This is a genomic window from Streptomyces sp. NPDC087270, from assembly GCF_044744625.1.
Taxonomy (GTDB): domain Bacteria; phylum Actinomycetota; class Actinomycetes; order Streptomycetales; family Streptomycetaceae; genus Actinacidiphila.
Genome location: NZ_JBIUYR010000026.1, coordinates 57,670 through 83,496, shown reverse-complemented (window position 1 = coordinate 83,496; position 25,827 = coordinate 57,670). Strand labels below are relative to the sequence as shown.

The 25,827-nt window shown below is 71.0% G+C and carries 24 protein-coding genes; 3 read left to right on the top strand and 21 right to left on the bottom strand.

Going from position 1 to position 25,827, the window contains the following annotated elements; all coding sequences use genetic code 11:
- Positions 1-3: 3 nt before the first annotated feature.
- On the bottom strand, positions 4-1,128 hold the full coding sequence (locus ACIPAE_RS36185) for an ABC transporter substrate-binding protein (protein WP_402451235.1): 1,125 nt from the start codon (positions 1,126-1,128) through the stop codon (positions 4-6).
- 298 nt (positions 1,129-1,426) lie between these two features.
- On the opposite strand from ACIPAE_RS36185, the gene ACIPAE_RS36180 reads away from it, so the two are divergent.
- Positions 1,427-2,197 carry a GntR family transcriptional regulator gene (locus tag ACIPAE_RS36180; RefSeq protein ID WP_402451194.1) on the top strand — a complete coding sequence of 257 codons (771 nt, stop codon included), beginning with the start codon at positions 1,427-1,429 and terminating at the stop codon, positions 2,195-2,197.
- Between the two features lie 77 nt (positions 2,198-2,274).
- Here the strand turns inward: ACIPAE_RS36180 and ACIPAE_RS36175 are convergent, their stop codons facing one another.
- From ACIPAE_RS36175 to ACIPAE_RS36105, 15 genes are all read right to left on the bottom strand, one after another.
- Positions 2,275-3,960, bottom strand: coding sequence for a TauD/TfdA family dioxygenase (locus ACIPAE_RS36175; RefSeq protein WP_402451192.1), 1,686 nt, complete (start codon positions 3,958-3,960; stop codon positions 2,275-2,277).
- A gap of 279 nt (positions 3,961-4,239) precedes the next feature.
- Complete coding sequence (locus ACIPAE_RS36170; protein ID WP_402451189.1) at positions 4,240-5,157, bottom strand: TauD/TfdA dioxygenase family protein; 918 nt, start codon at positions 5,155-5,157, stop codon at positions 4,240-4,242.
- An 81-nt stretch (positions 5,158-5,238) separates the two neighbouring features.
- Positions 5,239-5,994 (bottom strand): 2OG-Fe(II) oxygenase, encoded by a 756-nt coding sequence (locus ACIPAE_RS36165; protein WP_402451187.1) that lies wholly within the window; start codon positions 5,992-5,994, stop codon positions 5,239-5,241.
- On the bottom strand, positions 5,985-6,365 hold the full coding sequence (locus ACIPAE_RS36160) for an acyl carrier protein (protein WP_329364619.1): 381 nt from the start codon (positions 6,363-6,365) through the stop codon (positions 5,985-5,987). Before ACIPAE_RS36160 ends, ACIPAE_RS36165 begins: the two co-directional genes overlap by 10 nt.
- Positions 6,362-7,690, bottom strand: coding sequence for an AMP-binding protein (locus tag ACIPAE_RS36155; protein WP_402451185.1), 1,329 nt, complete (start codon positions 7,688-7,690; stop codon positions 6,362-6,364). The genes ACIPAE_RS36160 and ACIPAE_RS36155 overlap by 4 nt, the downstream gene beginning before the upstream one ends.
- On the bottom strand, positions 7,687-8,979 hold the full coding sequence (locus ACIPAE_RS36150) for an MFS transporter (RefSeq protein WP_402451182.1): 1,293 nt from the start codon (positions 8,977-8,979) through the stop codon (positions 7,687-7,689). The genes ACIPAE_RS36155 and ACIPAE_RS36150 overlap by 4 nt, the downstream gene beginning before the upstream one ends.
- The gene (locus ACIPAE_RS36145; RefSeq protein ID WP_329364612.1) at positions 8,976-9,962 is read right to left on the bottom strand and encodes a radical SAM protein; all 987 of its coding nucleotides are present in this window, start codon (positions 9,960-9,962) and stop codon (positions 8,976-8,978) included. Before ACIPAE_RS36145 ends, ACIPAE_RS36150 begins: the two co-directional genes overlap by 4 nt.
- The gene (locus ACIPAE_RS36140; protein WP_402451179.1) at positions 9,946-11,133 is read right to left on the bottom strand and encodes a CocE/NonD family hydrolase; all 1,188 of its coding nucleotides are present in this window, start codon (positions 11,131-11,133) and stop codon (positions 9,946-9,948) included. Before ACIPAE_RS36140 ends, ACIPAE_RS36145 begins: the two co-directional genes overlap by 17 nt.
- A 68-nt stretch (positions 11,134-11,201) precedes the next feature.
- Positions 11,202-12,728 (bottom strand): radical SAM protein, encoded by a 1,527-nt coding sequence (locus ACIPAE_RS36135; RefSeq protein WP_402451175.1) that lies wholly within the window; start codon positions 12,726-12,728, stop codon positions 11,202-11,204.
- Between the two features lie 18 nt (positions 12,729-12,746).
- Positions 12,747-13,592 carry a hypothetical protein gene (locus tag ACIPAE_RS36130; protein ID WP_402451174.1) on the bottom strand — a complete coding sequence of 282 codons (846 nt, stop codon included), beginning with the start codon at positions 13,590-13,592 and terminating at the stop codon, positions 12,747-12,749.
- Complete coding sequence (locus ACIPAE_RS36125) at positions 13,585-14,955, bottom strand: radical SAM protein (RefSeq protein WP_366411682.1); 1,371 nt, start codon at positions 14,953-14,955, stop codon at positions 13,585-13,587. Before ACIPAE_RS36125 ends, ACIPAE_RS36130 begins: the two co-directional genes overlap by 8 nt.
- A 119-nt stretch (positions 14,956-15,074) precedes the next feature.
- Positions 15,075-15,350, bottom strand: a complete 276-nt coding sequence (locus ACIPAE_RS36120; protein WP_328469445.1) for a hypothetical protein — start codon at positions 15,348-15,350, stop codon at positions 15,075-15,077.
- A gap of 420 nt (positions 15,351-15,770) precedes the next feature.
- Complete coding sequence (locus ACIPAE_RS36115; protein ID WP_402451171.1) at positions 15,771-17,048, bottom strand: XdhC family protein; 1,278 nt, start codon at positions 17,046-17,048, stop codon at positions 15,771-15,773.
- Positions 17,049-17,147: 99 nt separating this feature from the next.
- Entirely contained in the window at positions 17,148-17,705 is a 558-nt protein-coding gene (locus ACIPAE_RS36110; RefSeq protein WP_402451169.1) for a response regulator transcription factor, read from the bottom strand.
- Positions 17,706-17,746: 41 nt separating this feature from the next.
- On the bottom strand, positions 17,747-17,884 hold the full coding sequence (locus tag ACIPAE_RS36105) for a hypothetical protein (protein ID WP_366411679.1): 138 nt from the start codon (positions 17,882-17,884) through the stop codon (positions 17,747-17,749).
- 344 nt (positions 17,885-18,228) lie between these two features.
- Between ACIPAE_RS36105 and ACIPAE_RS36100 the strand changes: the two genes are divergently transcribed.
- Complete coding sequence (locus tag ACIPAE_RS36100; protein ID WP_402451166.1) at positions 18,229-19,359, top strand: transposase; 1,131 nt, start codon at positions 18,229-18,231, stop codon at positions 19,357-19,359.
- A gap of 11 nt (positions 19,360-19,370) precedes the next feature.
- On the opposite strand, the gene ACIPAE_RS36095 is transcribed toward ACIPAE_RS36100, so the two are convergent.
- From ACIPAE_RS36095 to ACIPAE_RS36080, 4 genes are read right to left on the bottom strand one after another with little or no spacing between them, the layout of a single operon-like run.
- On the bottom strand, positions 19,371-21,527 hold the full coding sequence (locus ACIPAE_RS36095) for a xanthine dehydrogenase family protein molybdopterin-binding subunit (protein WP_402451164.1): 2,157 nt from the start codon (positions 21,525-21,527) through the stop codon (positions 19,371-19,373).
- A complete protein-coding gene (locus ACIPAE_RS36090) occupies positions 21,524-22,525 on the bottom strand; it encodes an FAD binding domain-containing protein (RefSeq protein WP_402451162.1) in 1,002 nt (333 codons plus the stop codon). The genes ACIPAE_RS36095 and ACIPAE_RS36090 overlap by 4 nt, the downstream gene beginning before the upstream one ends.
- Positions 22,518-23,018 (bottom strand): (2Fe-2S)-binding protein, encoded by a 501-nt coding sequence (locus tag ACIPAE_RS36085; RefSeq protein ID WP_329364593.1) that lies wholly within the window; start codon positions 23,016-23,018, stop codon positions 22,518-22,520. Before ACIPAE_RS36085 ends, ACIPAE_RS36090 begins: the two co-directional genes overlap by 8 nt.
- 39 nt (positions 23,019-23,057) lie before the next feature.
- On the bottom strand, positions 23,058-24,281 hold the full coding sequence (locus ACIPAE_RS36080; RefSeq protein WP_329364591.1) for an MFS transporter: 1,224 nt from the start codon (positions 24,279-24,281) through the stop codon (positions 23,058-23,060).
- 85 nt (positions 24,282-24,366) lie between these two features.
- Here ACIPAE_RS36080 and ACIPAE_RS36075 point away from each other — a divergent pair, with 85 nt between their 5' ends.
- Positions 24,367-24,864: a MarR family transcriptional regulator gene (locus tag ACIPAE_RS36075; RefSeq protein WP_329364589.1), complete on the top strand. Its 498-nt coding sequence runs from the start codon at positions 24,367-24,369 to the stop codon at positions 24,862-24,864.
- A gap of 126 nt (positions 24,865-24,990) precedes the next feature.
- On the opposite strand, the gene ACIPAE_RS36070 is transcribed toward ACIPAE_RS36075, so the two are convergent.
- Complete coding sequence (locus ACIPAE_RS36070; RefSeq protein WP_366411674.1) at positions 24,991-25,812, bottom strand: methyltransferase domain-containing protein; 822 nt, start codon at positions 25,810-25,812, stop codon at positions 24,991-24,993.
- Positions 25,813-25,827: the final 15 nt, after the last annotated feature.

Sequence of the window (25,827 nt, the reverse complement as noted above, 5' to 3'; positions counted from 1 at the left end):
CGGTCAGCTCACGGCCTTGGCCCAGCCGGCGAGCACGGTCTTCTGCGCCGCGTCGACCTGGGCCGTGGTCGGGAACCGCGGGCTGCCGGAGACCGCCGGGAGCTTCGCGGCGGCGGCCTTGTCCACGGTGCCCTTCTGCGTCATGGCCGGCAGCTCCGCCGGGCGGGAGTAGCCCCGCAGCCACAGGTTCTGGCCCTCGCTGCTGTAGAGGAACTCCTCCCACAGCCGGGCGGCGGCCGGATGCGGGGCGTACTTGTTGATCGCCTGGCTGTAGAACTGGGCGTACTGGCCGTCGGCCGGCACGGCCACCCGCCAGTCCAGGCCCTTGCCCGCGAACTCCTTGGCGTAGCCGGCGTTGAGGTAGTCCCAGTCGATGCTGATCGGCGTCTCGCCCTTCTCGACCGTCGCCGGCGTGGACTCCACCGGGTTGAAGTTGCCGTTCGCCTTCAGCTTGTGGAAGAAGTCCAGGCCGGGCTGGATGTCGTCCAGCGAGCCGCCGTTGGCCAGCGCGGCCGCGTAGACGCCGCCGAACGCCGAACCCGACTTGGTGGGGTCGCCGTTCATCGCGACCTTGCCCCTGTACTGCGGCTTGAGCAGGTCGGCGAAGGTGGTCGGGCACTCCTTGACCGCCTTGGCGTCGCACCCGATGGACACGTAGCCGCCGTAGTCGTCGTAGCGCAGGCCGCCCGGGTCCTTCTGGGCGGCGGGGATGTCGTCCCACGAGGCGACCTTGTACGGCGCGAGGATGCCCTGCGAGGCGGCCTTCAGCGCGAAGGAGTTGCCCAGGTCGACCACGTCGGGGGCGCGGCCCTGGCCCTTGCGCGAGGTGATCGCGGTGATCTCGTCCTGGCTGGCGCCGTCCGGGTTCTCGTCGGAGACCTTGATCCCGTACTTCTTCTCGAAGGCGCTGATGACCGCGCCGTAGTTGGCCCAGTCCGGGGGAAGCGCGATGGCGTTGAGCGTTCCCTCCTTCTTGGCGGCGGCGACCAGGGCGGGCACGCCGCCGAAGTCCGCCGCGGACGCGGCGGTCGCCGCGCTCTTGCCGCTGCCGCCCGCGGAGGCCGCGGTGCCTGAGGCGGAGCCGCACCCGGTCAGGGCGAGCGCCGCGGCGGTGAGCCCGGCGGCCATGGCGGCAACGCGGACACGAGGGACTGTCACGGGATTCCTCCTGGGGAGCGGCGCGCGGAGGGCGGGTCGGATGACCGCCGACGGAACGAACGCCGAGGTTGGCTGTACAACTTTCGCCAGTACGCCCGACGCCCGTGTCCGGCGGGTGAACGGCACGGCGACGGCCGGGAGACGGTGGCGAAATGTCGGCGTCCGGCCGGCGCCGGCGGTCCGTCGCGGGGGACGCCTGGTGACGGAGAGCAGATAGGGTCCAGCGGAGCGGAAGGGCTCGACCGTGGCGCGGTGACGAGGAGCGACGTTGCAAGGTGACAGCGCGGTGCCGGCGAAGGGCACGCTCTATCGCAAGGTCGCGGCCGACCTCCGCGAGGCGATCGCCGCCGGCGAGTACGGATCGGGCGGCAAGCTCCCCGCCGAGAGCGCGCTGGCGGAGAGGTACGGCGTCTCCCGCGGCACCATCCGGCAGGCCCTCGGGTCGCTGCGCGCCGACGGCCTGGTCACCTCCCGCCGCGGCACCCGGCGGGTGGTGCTCGCCACGACGCGCGTGCAGAGCTTCGCGGAGCTGGTCAGCTTCACCAGCTGGGCGCGCTCGGTGGGCGAGGAGCCCGGCGGGCGGGTGGAGCGGATCGAGCGGCGGGCCGCCGACGCGCGGGAGAGGGAGCAACTGCGCCTGGAACCGGGCGCGGAGGTCGTCGTCGTGCTGCGGGTGCGGACGCTGTCCGGCCGCCCGGTGATGGTCGAACGCAGCGTCTACCCGGTGTGGGTGGGGGAGTTGGTGGCCCGCATCCCCGCCGACGCCGTCTCGCACACCGAACCGCTCCAGGAGCAGGGGGTGGTGTTCGCCGACGCCGACCACACCATCGACCTCGTGCTCGCCGACACCGACGACGCCCGGCTGCTGGAATGCGGCGAGGGGCAGGCGCTGCTGCGCGAGCGCCGCCGCTCCACCGACCCGGTCGGGGCGCCCGTCGAGTGGTCGGAGGACCGCTACCTCCCCGGGACCGTCGCGTTCACGGTGCACAACTCGATAGCCGCGTCGGCGCTCGGCCGTCGCCACCGCCGTACGCCCTGACCCCGCCGGGCCGTACGCCCCGACCCCGGCGGCCCGTACGCCCCGACCCCGGCGCGGCGCCCCCCGTGGCCAGGGCGCTACCCGTCCAGCAGCGAGGTGAGCAGCGGCAGGAAGTGGCCGAACTCCGGTGTGGCGGCGCCTGGTTCCTTGGCCTGCTCGTCCCAGCGGCGTACGGCCACCGCGTCGGCCGCGTACGGACGGCGGGCGAAGGCGGCGGCCTGCGCGTCGGTCATGGGGCCGCCCTGGAGCCGCAGGGTGTGCTCGGAGGCGGCGGACAGGCCCTCCCGGTAGCCCGGCTCCACCGTGCACAGGTACCGCTTCGCGGCGACGTGCAGCCGTACCGGTTCGGTGACCTCGGGGCCGAACCAGCGGGCGAGGAAGTCGGCGCCGGTGTGGCTGTGCCGGGTGTCGCCGTACTCCGTGACGTCGGCGTTGGCGTCTGCTCCCGCTTCGGCGCCCGTCGCGTGCTCGCCGAAGTGGCCGACGTCGTGCAGCAGGGCCGCCGCCACCAGGTGCGGCGGGGCGCCCGCGGCTTCGGCCAGCGCGCCCGCCTGGAGCATGTGCGCGGCCATGGTGACCTCCTCGCCCAGGTATTCCGCCGCCCCGGCCCCGTCGAAGAGCTCGGCCAGCGGGGCGGGCGAATCCGCCCGGCGCAGTACGGCGAGGCAGCTCGCCGGCCCGTCCAGGTCGGCGTACGCGCCTTGCAGGTGCCGGGAGCCGTCCTGCGCGAACGCGGTACGGGCGTGCAGCAGGCGGGTGTTGTCGAAGACCAGGCAGTCGCCCGGGGCCAGCCGGAAGTCCAGTTGCAGGCCGGGCCGGAGCAGGAGTTCGCCGAAGGCGCGGTAGGCGGCGTAGAACGCGTCCAGCTCCGCCGCGGGCAGCCGTACCGTGCCGAACGACCGGTTGTTGAAACGGACTTCGCGAATCCGTCCGCGCGCGTCCACCTCGATCAGCGGGCGGTCCGCGCGCAGTTCGGTGCGGTCGTCGCGGAAGACGAACGGGACGGGCGTACCGGTCAGCACCGCGAACGCCTCGGGGTCCTCCGCCCGCAGCAGCGCCGCCGCCTGGAAGCCGTCGACGAGCCCGGAGTCGCCGCCGGACGCGGAGTTCTCCAGGCAGTGCAGCAACTGCACGGTGGGGACCGGGTCGCGGTAGGGGTTGTCCGTGTGCGGGGTGATCCGCGCCGAGGTGAAGGCGAGGTTGTTGGGGTCCGGCTCGACCCTGACGTCGAAGAGCCGGCCGTAGTTGGTCTGCCGGACGTGGCCGAAGGTCTCGGCGACCGCCAGCACCTGGCCCTCCCGCACCGGCACCCCGCGCAGCAGGGCGAAGCCCAGCCGCTGCAACGCGTCGAGCACGCGGGCGCGCCGGGCCGGGGCGGCGAGGTAGTCGTCCCAGGCCGCCTCCGGCAGGCGCCCCGCCAGATCCGCCGCGCTCCACAGCTCCTTCCCCGTCTCGGTGCGCCGGTCCCCGGTGAGGGGGGAGTCCGCGGGGCGGTGGGCGTCCAGCCAGCCGACGGTGAAGCGGGACCGGTGGCCGTCCGGTGCCCATCCGACCTCTACGCAGGGCGAGTCGGGGCCCGGCTCCACCACCTCCTCGACGGCGAGTCCCCGCGGCAGATCGGTGATCTGGAAGAGCTTCTGGCCGGTGCGCGGATCGCGGCACTCGGGGCACGGGCAGTTGTCCCGCAGCCAGGCCGCCGGCAGGGCCCTGATCCGTGCGGACAGGTGACGAGTGGCAGGTACGACCGCTGGTTGCGCCGCCATGCTGTTCCCCTCGGTGGGTCGGGTCGGTCAAGTTGTACAGCCAACTTTGCCGAGCCAGGGTGAGCGGCAGGCGATCTGCGGGTGACGAGAAGGCGACCGGGCGCGGATACGCGCGCGACCCGTCGCGACGGTCCCGGGCGTCGCGCGGCGGATCACCGGCAGCCGGAACAGGTGGGTGGGCGCGGCCGGTGGTCGCTCGTACGGGCCGTGATCCTCGCCTACGACATCGGCCTCCTCACAGGACGGTGACCCCTCCTGGACCCCTCCTCGAACTCCCGGTCACTCCGGACGGTCGCCGGCGATGACGACGCGCTCCATCAGACGGTGCTGCGGGAAGTAGTCGTTGACCCCGTAGTGAACGGTGGTCCGGTTGTCCCAGAAGGCCACGGACCCTGCCTCCCAGCGGAAGCGCACCTGGTACTCCGGGTAGGACAGCTGATGGAGCAGGAAGCCGAGAAGTTCTTCGCTCTCGTCCTCGGGGAGACCGACGAGGTGGGAGGTGAACGCGGCATTCACGTAGAGGGACTTGCGACCTGTCTCCGGATGCGTGCGCACCACGGGATGCTCGACCGGAGGCCGGCCGCTCCGCGCGTTGATGCTCCTGAGCAGGACGGCGATGCTGCCGCTCGCCGCGGGAAGCTCGTGGACCGCCCGGAGCCCCTCAAGGCGCTCCTTGACGTCTTGCGGGAGCCCGTCGTAGGCGGCGGCCGTGTCGGCCCACAAGGTGTCACCGCCGAGCGGCGGCAGGTCGACGGCGCGCAGGACGGCGCCGAGCGGCGGTGCCTCGTAGAACGACGCGTCGCTGTGCCAGACGTTCTCACTTCCGGGGTTGTCCCGGTCGTGCTCCAGTCGCGCCACTTCGTCGATTTCGGCCCTGCGCTGGGGGTGGGCCGCCTGGAGTTCCCCCCAGTTCCGGGCGAACGCGGCCTGCTGACGGCCGGTGAGCTTCTGGTCGCGGAAGAAGAGGACCTTCCAGTCGAGGAACGCCCCCCTCAGTTCGGTCAGCGTGTCGGCGTCCACCGGCCGGGCGAGGTCGACCCCGTGGATCTCCGCGCCGATGAGCGGGGACAGCGGCCGGACCTCAAAGGTCGCGTAGCGCCGTCCGGCGCCGTCCGACTCCAGCCTGCGCGGCGCCAGCTCCTGGGACACGACATGCAACCGCCGCCTGTCGGTGACGGCGGGCTGTGATGCGTTCACGGGCATTCCTCCGGAGAGGGAAGAGGGAGAGTGGTGACGGATGCGGGTACACCCTGCGGACGTCCGGCCTGCGCCCTCGCCTCAGGGGGTCGTGCTGTTCAGGATGGAGTTCCTGGCCAGATCCCGGTTGCGCTCGGAATCCGGCTGGAACTTCCTGTTGAGGTAGGCGAAGCCGGTCAGCGAGCAGCGCCGGTTCTCGCCCGCGGTGTGGTCCACCCTCCGGATCGTGTGCAGGGTGTCCGACATCACCATGACCAGGCGGTTGGGCCGCGGCAGTACGGCGACCGGGCTCCGCTCGCACGTGCGCAGGATCTTGTTCACCAGGCCCGCGGAGCCGCTCGCGGGCCTGGTGACCTCCGGGTCCGGCCCGCTGCCGGCCGCGGGGAGAAGGGTGCGCGGTTCTTGGTCGATCAGCATCAACTCACCACCCCACGAGATGTCCCACTCGCGGTGCAGATAGACGATGTACTCCCCGCGACGGCCGCGCCCGGCGTCGTTGTGCCAGCCCAGCCGGCTGTTGGCGGGGTACTGCCAGAACGTGAAGGTGAGCCGGTCCCAGTCGGTACCGGCCGCGCCGAACAGCCCGGTCTCGGTACGCACGGCCTGGGTGACGCGGGTGAACACCGCGGGCCGTCCACTGCTCCCGGTCTCGCCGATGGACGCGGGGAAGTGCGTGCCCCGGGTCCGGTGCGCCGGGCCGTCGAGTTCGGCGGAGATCACGCTTCCGGTCTCGCCCAGCGCCGAGCGCTCCATCAGCTCCACCGCCTGGTCGAAGACCTCCGGGGGGAGGAAGTCGTCGTACACCACGTAGCGCTCGCCGCGCTCTGTCATTCGCATGGATCGCCCTTCTTCCCGCGCGCATCGTCGTCGATGCCGCGCTCCGGTTCAGCCGCGGTGGCCGTCCGCGGCCGGATCAGGTGGTGCACGTGCTCGCTCCATCCGGCGACCGAGCGGTGCTCCGGGTCCAGCAGCACCTCGTCCGGGAGCTCGATCCCGAACGCGTCCTCCACCTCGGTCGCCAGGCCCATCCAGTCGACCGAGTTGAGTCCCAGCGCCGCGAAGTCGAGCCGGCTGAGCCGCGGGTCATCCGACAGAGCGTCGGCCGGGATTCCGCGGACCCCGCTGCGTTCGAGCCTGGCCGCGACGATCCGGGCCATCGCCTGCGTGGTCTCCCGGGCCCGGTCCCGGTCCGGCGGGGGCCCGCTCATCGTCCCGGCCATTGCGCGTCGATGAGCTTGATGACGTGCGCCCGGTCGACCTTTCCGCCGGCCGTCACGGGCAACGCGTCGCAGTGGACCAGCCGGACGGAGCCCGTGCCGGCCGGGAAGGTCGAACGGCTCCGCTCCACCTGGGCCCGGTCGACGCCCTCGCCCTGCACGACGGCGTACAGGTCCTCGGTCTCCCCGGCGGAGCGGACCAGGACGACGGGAACCACCTCGACGACACCGGGTACGTGACGTATCGCGCGGCACAGTCCGTCGAGGTCCACGGTCCGGTCGTTGAGCCGGGCCGAGGGGTGCAGCCGGGACACGAACGTCACCACGCCGTCCCGTCCCCGCCGCACCAGATCGCCGGTGTCCCATCGCGTCCGGGGCGGATCGGCCGCGCCCAGGAAGCCCTCGACCGGCGCGTCCAGCAGCAGGCGCAGCTCGCCTTCGGCTCCCGGGTCCGGTGCCAGCACCGTGACCCCCGGCATGGGGGTGCCGATGGCCCCTTCCGGCAGTCCGGCCGAGCCGATGAAGGTCGGGCCGGTCTCCGAACACCCGTAGTTCCGGGTGAGCCGGATGCCGAACCTCGCGGCGAACCGCTCGTCCAGGTCGCTGCTGACGCGGCTGGCGCCGACCATCGCGATCCGCGGCCCCGCGGACGCGGTCGCCGGCGTGGCGGCGAGCAGGTCGGCCGTCGGGGCGGTGAGCGCCACGACGCTCGCGGCTCCGGCTCGGGCGGCGGCCCGTCGGGCGTGCACGAGGCGGCGCGCGTCGAGCCGGGAGCCGGCCATGAGCGCGGCGAACGCGATCCCCCAGCCGTAGGAGTGCGTCAGCGGTGTCGGCACGTACACGGTGTCGTCCAGGCCGAGCGGGAGCCGTGTGCGGTACCCGGCGGCCTCGTTGAGCACGCTGCCGCAACTGCGCCTGGCGATCCTGGGCGGGCCGGTCGAACCCGATGTCATGTGGAGTACGGCGGTCGAATCCCCTTCCGCCGCGATGTCGGAGCCCGCCGGCCGGCACACGCGCGCCGACGGCGACAGCTCCGCGCCGAGCGGACCGAGCGGCGCGTCCGTCAGGCTCTCGCACAGCAGCGGTACGGAGTCCGTCTGCCAGGCCGCGAGAACGACCGCGAAGAAGTCCTCCGCCCGCTGCTGCGTCACCGCGATCACCGCGCGTTCACCGGCACCCGCGGAGTCCAGCCGCTGGACGTAGTCGTCGACCAGCGGCCGCAGTTCCGCCATCCCGGTGTCGTCGAGACGGCCGCCCGCCTCCGTGACGAGCTCGGCCAGTTCGCGCCGCGTCGCCGGTGCGCCGGGGGCGGTCATCGGACGGCCTCCGCCACATCGCGGTCCGGCTCCGCGTCACTGGGGTCCGGCTGGGGGCCCCGGCCCGCGATCGGGCCCAGGGCCAGCGCGCAGGTGACGAAGAGTCCCGCCATCACCAGCCATGCGGCGGTGTGCCGGTCGGCGGCCAGCCAGCCGAACAGTGCGGGCGCGACCAGCATGCTGACGTCCAGGCCCATGTTGTAGACGCCCTGGTATTCGCCCACGGACTCGGCGGGCGCGAGCGTGTAGACGAGTTCCCAGGACGCGGCGGAGTACAGCACTTCGCCGCCGGCCACCAGCAGACCCAGCAGGATGATCGCCGCCACCTTGGGCCCGGTGCCGTGCACGGCACCGGCGGCCGCGAACATCGCGAGGCCCGCCCCCAGCAGGATGCCGCCGCGCCGCCCGGCCCGCACCGCGGCGACCGCGCCGCTCAGGTTCTTGGAGACCGGAACCTGGAGCAGCAGCACGACGCCGATGTTGAGGGCGGAGACGACCGAGACCAGCCACAGCAGTGACGACGCCTGGGCCGAGATCCACAGGGGGAGGGCGACGGAGAACACCGACGAGTAGAGCAGCAGGAACGCGTTGAGCCCCGCCAGACCGAGGAAGCGGCCGTCCCGGTAGACCATGCGGCGTCCCGGCTTGCCCGGTTCGGGTGCCGCGCCCGCACCGGCGCTCTGGCCGCTCGGTGCGTCGGCGGGCCGGGGCTGCGGTGTTCCGCGGGGTGCGGTGGCGACGAGGAAGCCCGCGGTACACAGGGTCAGGGCCTCGACGACGAAGGCGGTCCGGAACAGCGGGCGCGAGTCGAGCGACAGGACGACGCCTCCCAGGCTCAGACCGATGAGCATGGCCGCGTTGCTCACGGTCTTCACCATGGCCCGGTAGCGCACCCGACGGTCGGCGGGTACCTCACGCCGGACGAGCGCGCCCATGACGGCACCGCTGCCCCGACCGCAGATGAAGAGCAGGCAGATCAGCACGAACGCCGTCCAGGCGTTCACGACCGCGAGCAGCCCGGTGGCGACGGCCATCGTGCAGACCAGCCCGGCATACGTGCGTCGGGCGCTGCCGTTGTCCGCGAGCCGGCCGGCCAGCGGGCCGGACACCATGCCGCACAAGGCCGCCAGGCTCATCGTCACACCGAAGGCGCCCGCGCTCGCGTGGAGTTGCCGCACCAGGTAGACGGCCAGCACCGAGGTGGACATGCCGGTGCCCAGCGACAGGATTCCGAAGGACAGGATCAGCCGCCGTTCGAGGGGCGGCCGCCGTTCTTTCCCAGGCGTCACTCCGCCCCCTCGGGCAGGAAGGCCGACCCTCGGACGGCCAGCCCCATGCTGTCGATCACGGCCCGCACGTGATCCAGACCGACCACGAACCGTTCCTTTCCGTAGATCAGGTACCGCTCCGCGTTGGCGTCGCCGGTGAAATTGCTGGTCATCACGTTCGCCCCGGCGGCCAGACCGAGGGACTGCCCGCCGGAACTGGTCTTCTCCAGGGCGCTGACCGACGGTATGAGAAGGCCCGGATAGCAGACCCGCAGGGTCGCGATGACGTTGAGCGCGAGCTGGAGGTCGCCGGCGGGAGAGAGCATCAGCGGGGTGTCCGGAGCCGGGACGAACGGGCTCACGCTGCACATCTGCACACCCAACTCGCCGACGAGTTCGATGTCGTCGATCACGCTTTCCAGACTCTGCCCGGGGAGGCTGGAGATGAGTCCGGTGCCCACCTTGAATCCCAGGTCCAGCAGGGTCCTTATCCGTTCCAGCCGTGCGTCCAGCTTCTCGTGGCGCATCTGCTCGAAGAGCACGGGATCACTGGTCTCGTGCTTGATGATATAGCTGTTGGCGCCCAACTCCCTTAGTTCCTCGTACTGTCGGCGCGAGAAGTTGCCGAGGTTGAGCAGGATCTCCACCTGGCCGTCCCACATGCGCCGCAGGGCCGGTATGACCTCGCGCAGGGTGGGGAAGAGACTCGGCGTCTCGCCGCCCTGCAGCAGGACGATGTCGATACCCGCGCCGCGGATGTGCTCCGCGCGCTCCAGGATCTGCTGCGGGCTCATGACGAAGCGGTCCAGGTGACCGAGGTTGTCCCGCCGCATCGGGCAGTAGTCGCAGTTCACCCGGCACACGTTGGTGATCTCGATGACCCCGCGAAGGAGCACCGCCCGGTCGAAGTTCTCGTCCCTCAGCCGGCTCGCCTCGGCGAACAGTGCCTCCTGGTCCGCGCCGACGGACCGGAGCGCGTGTCGGACTTCAGATCGTGTCAGCATCGCTGGGGCTTTCTTCCTCCGGATCGTCACGGGGACGCGGCGGCGAACCGGGCACGTCCAGGGTCACGACCGCCTCCGCGGTCAGTGCGGGGTCCCAGTGCCGGCGGTGGGTACGGAACACCGTGTCGACACTGGGACGGAAGCGGACGGTCGAGGTTTCGCCGTTGACCACGACGCGGACCTGCTGCCCGGCGTCGAGCCGATCACTCGTCAGGTAGAGCCGGACCTGCTCCGCGCCTTCGGCCCGCAGGTCGTACGCGTCGTCGTCGGTGCGCTCCGCGGTCACCTCGGCGCCCGCCGGGTCGACACCCGACAGGGCGACCCAGTGGGCCCTGCCGTGCCGGTCGTCGAGGGCGCGGTGGCGCACGCGTGCCACATCCGGTTCCCGCCGGCGGTCCCTCAACCAGGCCGACAGGCTCGCGACCAGCTCGCCGTCGTCCTCGAAGTGCAGCGAACCGAGCGGATGGTCGCCGTCCGGTACCTCGACGTAGGTCAGCGCCTGGTGGCCGGCCTCGCGCAGTTGCGTCACGGAGGTCCGGTCGAACTGCGGCGGGATGCGCTTGTCCTGGGCGCCGTGGATGACGAACAGCGGTAGCGGCAGCACATTGTCCAGCAGGAAGCGGGTGCGCCGGTCGCTGCCGAACGCTTCCCACATCGACAGGGCGCCGTTGATCGGCACCGCCGCCGCCAACCGCGGCCACCCCCGCATGGCGAGGTTCCAGCACGCCAGTCCGCCCATGGACACGCCGGCCAGCACGATACGGTCCGGGTCCGCGTCGAGGTGCTCCAGAGCCCAACGCAGGGCCGCCACCGGGAAGTCGTCGTCGCGGCCGCTCCACCGCGGATGGCGGAAGTGCTTGGCGAAGACGCCGCTCACGTCCAGCTTCCCCACGACGTCGTCGAGCAGTTGCGCGTCCGGGCAGAGCAGCACCATGCCCAGCCGTTCGCTGATGCCGACGAAGGACGGCAGCATCCTGGCCCCGGTGTTCGCGGCGCCGTGCAGCACGATCAGGGCCGGCGGGTGAGGGCCCGCCGACTCGGGCACGTGCACCACCATGGTGGTGGTCCGCGCACCGAGGCGGAGCTCGACCGTCGAGGTGCCGGGCACCGGCGCCCGGTCCGTGCCCAACCGGCGAAGTGCCCTGCGGAGGTTGGCGGCGCCCAGGCGCATGCCCTCCTCCATGGGCGGCGGCCGATCCCCCACCGGCACCAGGGGGTTCGGCCACGACCGCATGGAACTCACAGGGTGGCTCCGAGCCGGGTGAGCCGGGCGATCTCGGTGTCGACGGCCGGGTCGAGGCGCTCTCCGGTCAGGGCGAACACGACCCTGGCCCGTTGCAGGATGCCGATCGCGCTGCCCACCAGCGGCACGGAGCAGAGCTCCCGGGGCAGCGCGATGGGTTTCACCAGCGGCTCCGCGGTCGGTTCCACGGAACGGAAGGTCTCGACCGCCAGGCGGCGCAGGACGTCCGCGCACACCCGCTTGGCGACGGCGCAGGAGTACCGGTCCAGCTTGGTGAGGCTGCCGGTGGCCTGGATGTTGCGTGACGGGCACCCGCTGTCGCAGATGTCGCGCGCGTAGCAGGTCTGGCAGGACTGATGCTGGGACGGCAGCGCCGCCTGCCCGATCTGGTCCTTGCGCAGCAGGTCCACGAAGACCACGTTGCGGTCGGTGGCCTGCCCGACGTTGTGGCCGTACTGCTTGTTGCGGGCGGGGTCCTGCATCTCGGGGCACATGATCAGCTCGCCGGTGGCGTTGAGCACGTGGTAGGAGTCCCCGCTGCTCATCGGTCCGCAGTAGGAGCGCGGCGGGCTGGACAGCAGGTGCTGGAAGGCGTAACTGAAGACGCTGGCGTCGATGCCCCGAGCGACGTCCATGGCGCGCAGCAGGTTCTCCGCGTAGTCCTCGGCCGAGGGTTCGGAGTAGCGGGACAGCCGTCCCGGCGTCGTGGTCCCGACCGGTCCGACCGGCTCGAAGTGGACGAAGTTGGCGCCGAGGTCGGCGAAGAACCCTACCGTCTCTCCCATGTGGTGCACGGTCTCGCCGGTGACCGTGGACCGCACGCGGTAGGGGACACCGGCTTCCGCGAGGAACCTGATGGTGTCCATGGTCTGGCCGACGTTGTGGCGCTTGCCGTAGATCCGCTGCTCGCCCTGGCGTTCCGGCGCCGCGTCCATCGACACGGTCAGCGTGAAACGGTGGTCCACCAGGTACTGGAGCACCGGGAGGGGCGCGGTGCCGTTGGTGACCATCGTGAAGTAGGGAGTGACGTTCTTGGCCGCGCACGCCCGTTCGGTGTGCTCGACCACCTTCTCGATGTCGCTGATGGCCAGGGTGGGTTCCCCACCGAAGAAGTTGACCCCGAACAGCTTGTTCTGCGGACCGGGTCGACGCTCCAGGGTGTGGTCGACGATGGCCAGCATGCGGTCCGCTTCCAGACTCGCGGTGCTGTGGCCCACTTCGCTGAAGCAGTACACGCAGCTGAGGTTGCACCGGTGGCCGACCACCAGGGTGACGCCCCAGGGGTCGGGTTGACGCCTGTAGAGCCGGGAGTCCCGCAGGGAGGGGTAGTCGGCCAGGACCTGACGCCATGGCGCGGCCGCCTCCTGGTCGGCCGGGACACGGATGGCGTGCATGGACCTCGGTATGACGAGATACAGCCACTGGCCGTCGCGTACGGCGGGGTAGTCGTCAAGGAGTTCGGCGACCGCTTTCGATCCGTCCTGGGCGCCTCGCTGAGCGGCTTCGGGAGCCTGTGTTCCCATCGCTTGTCCCTTCTGAGGTCAGAATTCGTATCGGCCGACGTGGACCGGCCGACCGCTCACCCGCCGGCCTTTGCGACCGCCCAGCCACAACATGAGCGTGATGGCCGAAAGCGGCACCGGAATCTCGATCTCCGGCATTTCCCATACGGCGGCGAACGGCGCGAGTTCCGCCAGGAGAGTCGCGACGTCACTCACCGCCGCGCAGGGAAGCGCACCGAGGAGCAGGCGGTCCCGGTCGAGAACCGCCCGCCGGCCGGCGATCGGGGGGCCGCCGGCCAAGGGCGGGACGGGCAGCAGATCCGGCACCAGAGCCTCCCCCGGCCCTTTGACGCGGTCGGGGGAAAGCAGGTCCTCGATCCGCCCGAGCGCAAAGGAGCGTGACGGCGGGCTGTCCCCGGTCCTTTCGCCTTCCGGCAGGGCCGCGAAGGGCAGCGCGAACAGGTGGAGCGGGTCGCCGGCCCGCCGCAGTCGCAAGCGCTCGGCAAGCACGAGTTGGGCCGGGCTGCCTTCGGAGACCCAGGCGGCGATCCCGCGCAGTCCTGCTCGTTGTGCCAGGCGGCGCAGCGCGAACGCAAGACGCAGGGCGTGGTCGCCGCCGCGTGCCTCGGGATGGACGAAGACGCCCTTGAGGAACAGGTAGTCGCCCCAGCGCAGTGAACGATGCACCGCGGCAAGGCTGCCGTCGGGCCGGCGTCGTCCCATCCACCGGTAGCGGTCGTGGTCGGACAGTTCCGCGTGGAGGATCGCGTCGGTGAATCGGTGCCCGGCCACCAGGTCGGCAACGTCCCGCAGGTCGGCGGGGCCGAGGACCTGCACATCCTCCGGCGACCGTGGAAGCGCGGACCCGGACGCGGTATCAAGCATCCGCGGGCCTCCGGGTCAGTGCCAGATAGGGGAATCCGGTCGGCGCGATTTCGGCCGATTCCTCGGGATAGGGAACCTTGGTCATCTTCTTGCTGGCGATGTTGCCGACCATGATGTGCAACAGCCGTTCGTTGGGAAGGAACTGGCCGTCGAAGTACTTGATCACCCAGCCGAACAGGTCGGGGTCCAGCGGGTAGAAAGTCGGTTCGACGAGGTCGTCGTCCGGAATTCCGACCTGGCGGGCCAGGGCGGTGGCCGGAAGGACCCGGAAACCGATGTTCAGCACCGGCTCCCCGGTGCGCAGGTGCGCGTTCACGTATTCGGCCGATGCGCGGACCGTTTCCTCGGTCTCGCCGGGACCGCCGAAGACCAGATTGACGCGGGTCTTGAGGTCGTGTGCGCGGCAGCGCTCGATGAACCGGGTGACGTGCCGGGTGTCGAAACGCTTGCCCAGTCGCCCCATCATGGCGACGTCCAGGCTGTCCGGGGAGATCAGGACCGATTCGACGTTGCTGGCGGCGACCAGCTCGGCGAATTCGTCGTCGAACGGCCGCGGTGCGAAGTAGCCGGTCCAGGTGAGGCCGGGCAGTTTGAGGTCGGCGAGCAGGGCGACCACTTGCTTGGCGAATCGGATCTCGCTGTTGAATATGGCGTCGGTGAAGAAGATCCGGCGCACGCCCGCCTCGTATATCCCGCGGATCTCGTGCTCGATCAGGGAGATGGGCTTGAGGTCGCCGAGATTGTCACCGCTGATGTGGGCGTACGGGCAGTACACGCATTCCTGGTAGCAGGTCTTGCGTTTCGTCTCGATCCCGATCATGGCGGTGGAGGAGCCGGCGTAGGCCTGGAGGAGGGCGGCCGGATGATCGAGGCGGTCGGTCAGGAAGCCTTCGTAACGTCCGCCGGTGAGGTTGCGTCCTGAGCCCCGGTACTTCTCCGGATCGGTGGCGATGTCCAGCATGGCCGTCTCGCCCGGGCCCACCACGCCGACATCCAGCCCGAGCCTTTTGAGCAGGGCGCTGCCGAACAGGCTGTAGCCGGGCCCGCCCGCGACCATGACGGGCGCCGCCGAGCCCACCGCCTCGCGGACCCGCTGGATGAACTGCTGGTAGTAGCGGACGAAGCCTTCGCGGGCCAGGTCGATGGGGTCGATGTTCCGGATCGAGAAGCCGATGACGTCCCAGTGCTGCGAGGCCCAGGACAGATCGTCGAAGGCCCGCGGTGTCTCGACGAAGTCCACCAGGAGGGTTTCGTGTCCGGCCAGTTCGAGCGCGGACTGCAGGCAGCGCGCGCCGATAGGGAAGATGGGCTCGTTCCCGGGCATCGGCATACTGGCAAGGTTTACTAGAGCAATGCGCGCCACGATGACGTCCTCCTCAAAGCAGTCACTGGAGCAGCGGGCAGATCGGACACCTGGTCAAGGAAGGGCCAAGCGGCCGAAAGCGCCCGGCCAAAAGAAATTCGGCCGGGCGCCCTGGTCGCTCAGTCGCAGGTAGGCGCCGACACCGCGACGATCACGTCGGGGTGAACCAGTTCCGCGAGTCGGTCGCAGATGAGGTCGAAGCGCTGCGGGTCACTCTTGATGAACAGTTCGACGCTCGACTTGTCGAGGTGCAGGCCGGCGAGGTCGAGCATGTCGCCAGGGTTCGCGGTGAGCGCGTTTGCGAATTCCTCGTCGTAGCTGAGGCGCCCGATGAGCGCATCGAAGACGATTCCTGCGGAAGTTGTCTGAGTTCCCTCAGCAACAGGAGCTACCATGATCTCAACCTTTCGTCCTGGCGGCAGATTTCCGTCTTATTGAGTGGCGAAAATCTGCGCAGCGATTTGACCGGTCGAATGCTGGCTATGCCTTCTATAGCCTGTTGCTTGACCACCGTGTTGTCAAGGCTGCCGCGGTTCGCCGTTTTGGAGAGCGCTGCTCTGTCAAACGACACCTGGCGCGCTGAACTGCGGTTTTTGCAATATCATGGGTTTCTTTCTGTGCAATCGACCAATGATCATCCGTGCGTGGATGCAATTGCATTCGGAATTTTTCCTTCCGTATTCCGGCGGCTTGATTCGCGGTTGCGGAGTCGGCGGCCGGGGTCGGCGACTTCGCCCGCGCCGGCGTCACCGCTATGTCATCGTGCTGAATCGACGCAAATGGCCGTGAGCGGACGGGTCGGTATTGTCCGGCTATTACCACGCGAATGCGCTGGAGGTCTGTCGCGCTGCCCGTTCGGGCGTGGGGATCGTGTGCCGCGACGGCTCGTGGTGGATCGGGGTGTCGGTGGCGCTCAACGGAAGGCACCCGCCGCCGCGGCGGTGGGCGACGATCTCGGCGGCGACGGCGACGGCGGTCTCCTCCGGAGTGCGCGCGCCCAGGTCGAGGCCGATCGGCGAGCGCAGGTGGGCGAGTTCGGTGTCGCCGAGGCCCGCTTCCCGCAACCGGTCGAGGCGGTGGCGGTGCGTACGGCGGGAGCCGATCGCGCCGACGTAGCCCAGTGGAAGGCGCAGCGCCCTGGTCAGCAGCGGGACGTCGAACCTCGTGTCGTGCGTCAGGACGCAGACGACGGTGCGGCTGTCCAGGCGCCCGGCGGCGTACTCCGCGTCGAGGTAGCGGTGCGGCCAGTCGGCCACGACCTGATCGGCCGCCGGAAAGCGCCGGGCGGTGACGAAGGTCGGACGCGCGTCGCAAACCGTGACGTGAAAGCCGAGAAACGCCCCGATCCCGGCCACCGCGGCGGCGAAGTCGATGGCCCCGAAGACGAGCATGCGTGGCGCGGGCGCGTAGGACTCCACGAAGAACGTGATGCCGCTCGCCTCGTCATGGGGCTCGCAGGGGAGCCCGTCGGGTCCCCTCACCAGGCGGCCGGTGCGTCCGGCGTCGAGCATCGCCCGGGCCTGCGTGGCGACGGCGGCGCCCAGCGCGTCGGAGACACCGCTGTCCGGTCCGGCGCCGACGACGACCGTTCTGCCCAGGAGGTCCGACAGCCCGTCAGGTGCCCTGATGACGCGGGCCACCGCCACCGGTACGCCGCCGATGATGGCGGTCAGGGCCGCGGCGAGGCCGCTCGCGACGGGGGGCCGGGCCGGCGGGAGATGGCGGTCGTCCGCACCGTGGCCGCAGGCGGCGCGGCTTCGGATGTCCGGCGTGACCGGGTCCGGCTGGACCGGCTGGACGAAGACCTCGATGGTGCCGCCGCAGCTCAGGCCCACGGCGAAGGCGTCCTCATCGCTGTAGCCGTAGCGTTCCAGCACGGGGCGGTTCGAGGCGATCGCCTCGCGGCACGACTCGTACACGGCGCCTTCCACGCATCCGCCGGAGACGCTGCCGACCACGTCGCCTTCGGCGTTCACCGCCAGCGCCGCGCCCGGTTCGCGCGGGGCGCTGCCGCTGACGCCGACCACGCTCGCGACCGCGAACGCCTGTCCGCTCGCGTACCACGTGGCGAGTTCCTCCGCGATGTCGCGCACGGCCGCTCACCCTCCTTTTCGTGTCGGTGCGGGCCGGTTCGGGGTGCGGGCCGGTTCGGGGTGCGGGTCGGACCGGGGTGCGGATCGGACCGGTGGCGCTCAGAGCGGGACCAACTCGTCCTGGCCGGCGCGCCCGGGCGCCGTCGGTCGACGCCGGGGCATGGAGCGGAGGGCGTAGATGGCGGCCTGGGTGCGGTCGCCCAGCCCCGTCTTGAGGAATATCGCGGTGAGATGGTTCTTGACGGTTTTCTCCGAGATGTTCAGTTCTCTGGAGATGTGCCGATTGCTCATTCCTCCGCCGACGAGGTGCAGCACCTCCGTCTGCCGGGGAGTCAGGCAGGGGCCGGCGGGCGCGGTGGAGGAGCCGTTGCCCCGCTTGGCTCCGCGCCCGGTGTCCTCGTCGGCGGGGATGGAGCGGAGGGCGTAGATGGCGGCCTGGGTGCGGTCGCCCAGTCCCGTCTTGAGGAATATCGCGGTGAGATGGTTCTTGACGGTTTTCTCCGAGATGTTCAGTTCTCTGGAGATGTGCCGATTGCTCAGCCCTCCGCCGACGAGGCGCAGCACCTCCGTCTGCCGGGGGGAGAGCTCCTCCTCGCCCGCGCTCCGCGCCGGGTCGCCGGCATGAGATGTTGAATCGTCGGTGGCCTGTCGAGTCATATTTTCATGTCCCTCGCTGTGCGCATCGATAAAGATTCCATCTACAGGTGGAGCGATGAGCGGATGACATTTTTCAGCACGAACAGGCGTGCGTCAACGATGTTCTTCTCCCTCGGCTGGGCCTTGTCGGCTTCTCGCCGGCCGGTTCTGGCCGAAAAGGCATCTGCCATGGATGTCATAGGACCAAAGTCCTATTGATATGGCCCTGCCAAGTGGGTGACGCTTGGTTCACGAGTGCAGTCAGGGGGAGAGGCGATGGAGGCTCGTACTCCTGGCGAGGCTCTTCTGCCCAGCTCAACCCCTGCGTGGGTCGGTTGAAGCGCTTGGGCGTGGCGGGGGTTCGCGCTGATTCGGCGGCGGTGGGATTTGCGGAATCCGTCGTTCCGGACGGCTCATGCCGCGACGGTCGGAACATTTCGGAGCAGCTGAGGTTCCCACAAGAGCGCCCGTATCCGCGCGGGTGCCTGGAGCGCCGAGAGGATCGCGATAAATGAGCCTGAATTCGGGTGGGTCGGAATCTGCGGTGTTCCTGAACGGAGAGAGGCTTTCGGCCTTCTCCAGAGAGATCTTCCCGGACCTGGCGAGAGCCGATCAGCGGCGTTGGGCGAATGTCTATCTTCGAGGCATCCTTTCCGCTTCCGGCAAGAAGACGATCCGCAACATCGCGGGTCCGCACTCCTCGCTCTCCGACGTGCAGTCGCTCCGGCAGTTCATCAACCAGAGCACCTGGTCGTGGGAGTCGGTCGCGCGGCGCTGTACCCCGGTGGTCTCCAGCAGGCTGCCGCCGGAACTGTGGGTGCTGGACAGCGTGTTCATCCGGAAGCGCGGTGACGCGTCGGTGGGCGCCGGCCGCTGGTTCGTCCGGCGGTCCGGCCGGACGATGAACGGTCAGATGGGGGTCGCGCTCTTCCTCTCCTCGCAGCGCTCCAGCGTCCCCGTCGACTGGCGGATACTGCTGCGCGGGCGCTGGATGGTCGACCGCGAGCTGCGCAAAGGCGCCGGGGTGCCGGAGGAGTACCGCCTGGAGCACGGCTGGGAGGCGGGCGTCGATCTGCTGGACGCGGCGATCCGCAGAGGCGGTCCGCCCCGGCGCCCGGTGGTCGCGGACTGCACCGGGTGGCCGCGGGCCGAGTGTCTGATCCGGGAACTGGCCAAGCGGGACATCGAGTTCCTGGTCTGCGTCGACGCGTCGGCGCTTCCGGAGGAAGGCCAGATCGCCGCCACTCCGGGGAGGGTGACCAGTTCGGTCGTCCAGCTCGCCGATCGCGGCACCGCGCACTCGGCGATCAGGGTCGTGACCCAGCAACCGATCCAGCGCGACGACCCGGCGCGCCACTGGGTGACGAACATCGACCCGTGGGACCTGCGCGTCCTCGGTCTGGCGCTGCCCGTGCTGCGTCGGCACGGCCAGGACGTCGAACGACTCGAAAGTGACTTCGGCGTCCACGATTTCGGCGGACGGTCGTTCGGCGGCTGGCACCGGCACCTGGCACTGGTGTCGGCGGCCTTCGCGTTCTCGGCCCTGGAGAAGCCGGAACCCCCGACCGCCCACCGCGGGGCGGAGCACCGCGGCCACCTGGCCAGGTCCGAGCGCCGGACGCTGCCTGCCCCGCGGGTGCCGAACGCGGTGGCGGTTCCGCAAGGGCACCGGTAAGGCCGTCACGATCACGCGTCCGGAACCAGGAGGGCTTCGGGGGCGATCGGCAGTCGCCGGACCCGGATGCCGGTCGCGTGGTGGACGGCGTTGGCGATCGCCGCCGACACGCCGACCGCCCCGAGTTCACCGACGCCCCGCGCCCCGATCGTGCCGCTCAAGGCGTCGTACTCCTCGATGAACTCCACCTCCACGTCAGGAACGTCGGCCTGGACCGGCACGAGGTAGCCGGCCAGGTTCTTGGAGACGAACCGGCCGAGTCCGGCATCCGTGTGCGACTGCTCCAGCAGCGCCTGGCCGATGCCCCACACGATCCCGCCGATGATCTGGCTGCGGGCGGTCAGCGGATTGATGATCCGGCCCGCGCTGTACGCGCCGGCCACGCGGCGCACTCGGGTCAGCCCCAGTTCGGCGTCGACCGCCACCTCGGCGAAGACCGCGCCGAACGTGTGCGGGGACGAGCCGTTGTCCTCCGGAGCCCACTCGCCCCTGCCCCACAGCCACTTCGTACCGCTTCCCGCCAGGCCGCGGGTCATCCGCCGCCAGCGGGCCTCGGGCGACCCGCCGGACGGCGGTCCGGAGCGGTCGGCCGGGTCGCCGCCGATCGCGGCCAACCGCTCCAGGAGGTCGGCCGCCGCGGCACGCACCGCCGATCCCACGCTGAGCGTGGTGGAGGACCCGGCGGACATCCCCGAGGCCGGCAGGCGGCTGTCACCCAGGATCACGGTGACCTGGTCCGGGGAGCAGCCGAGGGTCTCCGCGGCGATCTGGCCGAGCACGGTGTACGTGCCCGTCCCTATCTCCTGGCTGCCCGTCTCCACCCGTACGGCCCCGGAGCGGTCCACACCCACCCGGGCCGAGGCGGGGAAGGCGTACTGGTTCATCAGGGCGGTGGCCATGCCCCAGCCGATGTACTCGTGGCCCTCCCGCCTGGCGCGCGGGCGCGGCGGACGGTCCTTCCAGCCGAAGACCCGGGCCCCGGTCAGATAGCAGGCGCGCAGCTCCTTGGAGCTGAACGGCCGGCCGCTGGTCGGATCGGTCTCCGCGTAGTTCCTCAGCCGTAACTCGACCGGGTCCAGGTCGAGTTCGTCCGCGAGTTCGTCCATGGCGGTCTCCAGGGCGAACATGCCCGGGCCCTCGTGCGGGGCTCGCATCGGGGTCGGCACGATGGTGGCGACCGGTGCCACCCGGTGGGTGGTCTCGATCGCCGGACAGGCGTACGCGGTCCGGGTGCCGGTGGCGGCCAGTTCGGGGTACTCGGCGTAGCGCGCGGTCTGGTTGACCGAGGCGTGGCGGATCGCCAGCAGCCGTCCGTCCGTGGTGGCCCCCAAGGTGACGGTCTGGCGGGTGGCGGGCTGGTAGCCGTGTGAGGTGAAACTCTGCGCACGGGTCAGCACCAGCCGGACACCTCCGCCCACTGCCCGGGCGGCCATGGCGGCGATGATCTGGTGCGGCCAGACGTGGCCCTTGCTGCCGAAGCCGCCGCCGGTCCAGGGGGAGAGCACGCGGACCAGTTCCGGTGCCAGGCCGAGCGCACTGGCCACGACGGTGCGGACGTTGGCGACGCCCTGCGTGGCGTCGTACAGGGTGAGCCCGGCCTTCTCGTCCCAGTGGGCGGTCGTGGCGGCCGGCTCCAGCGCGTTGTGGTGCCGGTTGGCCGTCCGGTAGTGGCGTTCGAGGACGACGTCGGCGGCTTCCAGGCCCGCGGCGACATCCCCCACGGCGGTGTCCGCGGGGCCCCACCGCGGGATGGGAGTGGGCCGCCATGCCTCGCCGAGAGCGTCGTCCAGCACCGTCGGGACGGACTCGCGAACGTAGCCGACGCGCAGCTCCTCCGCTGCCGCCTTCGCCTGCTCGGGACGCTCGGCGACCACCACGGCCACCGGCTGGCCCTCGTAGTGCACCGCGTCGTCCTGCAACGGGAGCAGCCGGTGCATGTACAGCCCCTGGGGCGGCGACAACCGGGGCGCGTTGAGGTGCGTGAGCACGGCCACCACACCCGGTGAGCGCTCCGCCGCCTCCGTCGCGAGCGAGGAGATCCGGCCGCTCGGCACGGTGGCGGTGACGAGGAACGCGTGCCGCAGCGGCTCGACCGCCTGGTCGGCCGCGAACTTCGCCTGACCGGTGACCTTCGCCAAGGCGTCCGTGCGGGTGACTTCGGTGCTCACGTGCGGACCACCCCTCTGTCCCGGAGTTCCAGCAGTGCCCGGCGGGTCGAGCGCCGGGCCAGCTCGATCTTGAAACCGTTGCTCTTCAGCGGGCGGGCCTCGTCCAGCGCCGACGCCAGCGCTTCCCGCACCACCGGCTCGGTCAACTCCCTTCCCACCAGGCGTCGTTCGACCTCGTACAGCCGCCAGGGCCGGGGGGCGACTCCGCCGAGGGCTATCCGGACGTCGCGGATCAGCGCCCCGTCCGTCTCCACGGCGACGGCCGCCGAGACGAGGGCGAACTCGTACGAGGCGCGCTCCCGCACCTTGAGGTAGCCGGAGCGCGCGGCGGCGGGGGAGGACGGCACCCTGACGGCGACGATGATCTCGTCGGGTTCCAGTACGGTCTCCCGTTCCGGGGCGTCGCCCGGTAGGAGGTAGAGCCGCGCCAGCGGCAGGGTGCGGCTGCCCCGCGGGGATTCGGTGGTGAGCTCCGCGTCCAGGGCAACCAGCGCCACGGCGAGGTCGGAGGGGTGGCAGGCCCGGCAGGCGTCGCTCCCACCGATCACCGCCAGGGTCCGGTCGTGGCCGGCGCTCGCCGCGCAGCCCGAGCCCGGCTGTCGCTTGTTGCACGGCAGCTTCGTCTCCGCCCGGAAGTACGGGCAGCGGGTGCGCTGGAGCAGGTTGCCGCCGATCGTCGCCGCGTTGCGGATCTGCGGGGAGGCGGACAGTTCCAGCGCCTCGGCGACGGCGGGATATCCGGAGCGCAGCTCCGGGTGTCCCGCCGCGGCGCTCATCGTGGTGAGAGCGCCGATCCACAGGCCGTCCCCGTCCGCCCGGACGGTGTCCAGCGGCAGCCGGCCGATGTCGACCAGGACGTCCGGCCGCTCGATCCCCTCCTTGATCAGGTTGACCAGGTCGGTACCTCCGGCGATGAGCCGGGCGGAGGGGCCGTATCGCGTCAGTGCGGCAAGCGCGGCGGCGGTGTCCGCCACCCGCAGGTATCCGGGTTCAGGCACCGGCGCGCTCCGTCCGGGCCCGTGCGGCCGCCACCGCGGACACGATCTGCGGGTAGGCGGCGCAGCGGCAGATGTTGCCGCTCATCCACTCCCGGATCTCCTCCGGCGAATCGGCGTGGCCCTCGCGGATGCAGGCTGTGGCCGACATGATCTGGCCGGGCGTACAGAAGCCGCACTGCAGGGCGTCGTGTGCGACGAACTCCTGCTGCACGGGGTGCTCGCCGGTCCGGCCGCCCAGCCCCTCGATGGTGGTGACGGACCGTCCGTCGTGCTGTGCCGCCAGGGCGAGGCAGGAGTTGATCCGCTGCCCCTCGACGTGCACGGTGCAGGCACCGCACTCGCCGCGGTCGCAGCCCTTCTTGGTGCCGGTGAGCCCGAGGAGGTCGCGCAGAGCGTCCAGCAGGGTCATCCGGGCGGGCACCGAGAGCCGGTGCGTCGTCCCGTTCACCTCCAGAACCACCTCGGTCGACTCCGTGAACGGATGGGGCGTCATGGGTGATTGCCTCCTGCGGTCTCGACGGGGCGGGCCGATTCAGGCCGGCCGGGCGACGGGCAGGGCCCACCGTGCGTGGACGAGTGCGCCGAACAGGCCCACGGCGGCGGCCACGGGGGCGATCCAGGAGAATCCGGCCGAGGAGAGCAGCACGCCGCCCGCCGCGGACCCGAGCGAGGTGCCCAGGTACATGAAGCTGCTGTTCCACGCCATGACCGAGCCGATCTCGCTCCCGAAGGTGTGCATCAGCTGGGACTGGAAGGCGGGCAGGCAGGGGAAGGCACTGAGCGCGAACAGGCCGAGGACCAGGAGCAGTACCGCGGTCGGGGCGTGGAAGGCCAGGACCAGGAGCACTTCGAGCACCGACAGGCCCACCAGGCTGCCGGTGACGACCCGCGTCGCACCGTAGCGGTCGGCGAGCCGGCCTCCGCTCAGGCTCCCCGCGACGGCGCCGACTCCGTAGATGACCAGCGCGACGGCGACCATGCCGGTCGACAGGTGGGCGTTGTCGGTCAGCGCGGTGCCGACGTAGGTGTAGAGGCTGTAGACGGCGAAGGCCCACAGCCCGGTGACGGAGACCGCCCGGGCCTTGGTGACGGCGCTGCTGCGCGGGCCGGCCGCGGGGGCGCGGCCGGCGCCCGGAGCGCCGCCCGGCGCCACGCTGCGCCAGGAGAACAGGTTGACCACGACGAGCACGAGCGTCACCCCGCCGATCCCGAAGAAGGTCTCCCGCCAGCTCAGCAGCGAGGCGACGGCGGTGCCGGTGGGGGCGCCGGTGGCGAGCGAGATGAGGAAGCCCGACGCGGCGACGGCCAGCCAGCCGGCGCGGCGTTCGGGCGGAGCGGCCAGGCCGACCAGGGTCTGCACGGAGGGCGTGACGGCGGCGGCCGACAGACCCGCGAGCACCCGGGCGGCCAGCAGCATGCCGAACCACGGCGACAGGCCGGTCAGGGCGTTGGCGAGGCCGAAGACGGTCAGGCCGCCGATGAGGACGGTCCGGCGGCCGACCCGGTCGGCGAGGGTGCCGATGATCGGAGCGCCGATCATGTACGCGAGCGAGAACGTGGTGACGGTGACCCCGGCCACGGACGCGGAGACGTGGTACTGGTGCGCGATGTCCGGCAGCAGGGGCGAGACCACGAACAGGTCGGTGCCGATGACGAGAAGCGTGATGAAGGCAACCGCGAGGCTGCTGCGGCCGACGGGCTCCGACGTCGCCTCGCGGGTGCGGGGCACAGGCCGGCTCAAGTCCTGGCTAGTCATAGGCACGACCCTAGCAGTTTGCTTAGCTGGATATGTATTAGCTGGAAAATTATTCCCCGGCTTTGCGGTCGGGTACGATTGCCTCATGGACCGACAGGACTCCATCGACAGGATGCTGGGGCAGTGGTCATGGCGGACCCATGACCTCCCGTTGGAGCAGATGGCCGTCTCCAAACGCATCACGCGGATGGCGCGTGTCCTGGAGGACCTCGCCACCGCGTGCCTGGCTCCGCTCGGCATGGACCGCGGCGAGTTCGACGTGCTGGCCACCTTGCTGCGCAGCGGACCCGCCGGGGAGACGACGCCGACCGAGCTGAGCCACTGGCTGCTCATCTCCGGCCCCGGTCTCACCAAGCGGCTCGGGCGCCTTGAGGACCGCGGACTGATCACCCGCCGGCTCGCCCCGAACGACCGCCGCTCTCTGCTGGTCGCTCTCACCGACGAGGGCAGGGAACTGGCCGAGCGGGGCGTGCAGGCGCACGCGAAGGCCACGGCCGAGCTCTTCGACGGGATCTCGGCCACGAAGCGGGAGCGGCTGGGCGCGCTGCTGCGCGAGCTGATCCTGGTGGCGGAGGAACCGTAGGGCCTGAGGCGGAGCCTGCGGGCGGCGAGGCCCGGGGCCCGAGGCGCTGAGGCCCGAGGCGCTGAGGCAGCGCCCGCGGGAGACGGGGCCCGCGGGAGACGGGCCCGATTCAGCGCCTCGGCCGCCTCAACGGGTGCCGGAGAGGGCGAAGCCGCTGATCGAGGCGAAGAACCTGCCCCGCTTCTCGGCCTCTTCCAGCGGCTGCCACCAGGCGGCCAACTCCTCGGGCGTCCAGGCCAGGCCGCCCGATGCGACCGTGGTGTTCACGAACTCGCCGAGCGAGGCCTGGAAGAAGGCGTACGACATCCGCACGGTGTGCGGAGTCAGGGTCACCCCGGTCACACCCAGATCGAGGAAGCGGTTCTCCAGCGAGCGGGCGTTCCAGCCGTGCCGGTGGTTGTCGCAGAAGGCGTGTACGGCGGTCCGGGTCGCCTCGCGGTCCGGGTGGTCCACGGTCAGGGTGTCGAAGTCGTAGTCGAAGACCGCGATCCGCCCGCCCCTGCGCGTCACCCGCAGCACCTCGTGGTCGGCCTCGTCCAGGTCGGGGCAGTGCTGCCGGACGAGCTTGACCCGCACCCCGTCGAAGGACCCGTCCGCGAAGTCGAGCCGCCGGATGTCCCCGACCGCGAACTCGGCCGGCAGCGGCGAGCCCGCGCTGCGCCCGCGCGCCTCGCCGACCATCGCCTCGCTCAGGTCGACGCCGGTCACCCGGCCCTCGGGGCCGACCAGCGCGGCCAGCTCGCGGGCGTCGTCCCCCGTGCCGCACCCGACGTCGAGGATGTGCCTGCCCGTGAGCGGTCCCAGCCCCTCGGCCAGGGTGCGCCGCACCGCGCCGTACTCGGGCAGCGCGTTGGCCAGGTCCATGAAGCGGATGAACCAGTTCGAGTCCTTCGCCGAGTCCACGCGGGTGAACTCGCCGGAGTGCTGGAGCCCGGTGTCGACAGGCATGGTGTCGGTTCTCCT

What these genes read in the sequence shown, in the direction of transcription:
- ACIPAE_RS36185 (WP_402451235.1), bottom strand. Translation starts at nt 1,128, where the DNA reads ATGGCCGCCGGGCTCACCGCCGCGGCGCTCGCCCTGACCGGGTGCGGC.
- ACIPAE_RS36175 (WP_402451192.1), bottom strand. Translation starts at nt 3,960, where the DNA reads ATGGCGGCGCAACCAGCGGTCGTACCTGCCACTCGTCACCTGTCCGCA.
- ACIPAE_RS36165 (WP_402451187.1), bottom strand. Translation starts at nt 5,994, where the DNA reads ATGCGAATGACAGAGCGCGGCGAGCGCTACGTGGTGTACGACGACTTC.
- ACIPAE_RS36160 (WP_329364619.1), bottom strand. Translation starts at nt 6,365, where the DNA reads ATGAGCGGGCCCCCGCCGGACCGGGACCGGGCCCGGGAGACCACGCAG.
- ACIPAE_RS36155 (WP_402451185.1), bottom strand. Translation starts at nt 7,690, where the DNA reads ATGACCGCCCCCGGCGCACCGGCGACGCGGCGCGAACTGGCCGAGCTC.
- ACIPAE_RS36145 (WP_329364612.1), bottom strand. Translation starts at nt 9,962, where the DNA reads ATGCTGACACGATCTGAAGTCCGACACGCGCTCCGGTCCGTCGGCGCG.
- ACIPAE_RS36140 (WP_402451179.1), bottom strand. Translation starts at nt 11,133, where the DNA reads ATGCGCCTGGGCGCCGCCAACCTCCGCAGGGCACTTCGCCGGTTGGGC.
- ACIPAE_RS36135 (WP_402451175.1), bottom strand. Translation starts at nt 12,728, where the DNA reads ATGGGAACACAGGCTCCCGAAGCCGCTCAGCGAGGCGCCCAGGACGGA.
- ACIPAE_RS36130 (WP_402451174.1), bottom strand. Translation starts at nt 13,592, where the DNA reads ATGCTTGATACCGCGTCCGGGTCCGCGCTTCCACGGTCGCCGGAGGAT.
- ACIPAE_RS36120 (WP_328469445.1), bottom strand. Translation starts at nt 15,350, where the DNA reads ATGGTAGCTCCTGTTGCTGAGGGAACTCAGACAACTTCCGCAGGAATC.
- ACIPAE_RS36110 (WP_402451169.1), bottom strand. Translation starts at nt 17,705, where the DNA reads ATGACTCGACAGGCCACCGACGATTCAACATCTCATGCCGGCGACCCG.
- ACIPAE_RS36105 (WP_366411679.1), bottom strand. Translation starts at nt 17,884, where the DNA reads ATGACATCCATGGCAGATGCCTTTTCGGCCAGAACCGGCCGGCGAGAA.
- ACIPAE_RS36085 (WP_329364593.1), bottom strand. Translation starts at nt 23,018, where the DNA reads ATGACGCCCCATCCGTTCACGGAGTCGACCGAGGTGGTTCTGGAGGTG.
- ACIPAE_RS36080 (WP_329364591.1), bottom strand. Translation starts at nt 24,281, where the DNA reads ATGACTAGCCAGGACTTGAGCCGGCCTGTGCCCCGCACCCGCGAGGCG.
- ACIPAE_RS36075 (WP_329364589.1), top strand. Translation starts at nt 24,367, where the DNA reads ATGGACCGACAGGACTCCATCGACAGGATGCTGGGGCAGTGGTCATGG.
- ACIPAE_RS36070 (WP_366411674.1), bottom strand. Translation starts at nt 25,812, where the DNA reads ATGCCTGTCGACACCGGGCTCCAGCACTCCGGCGAGTTCACCCGCGTG.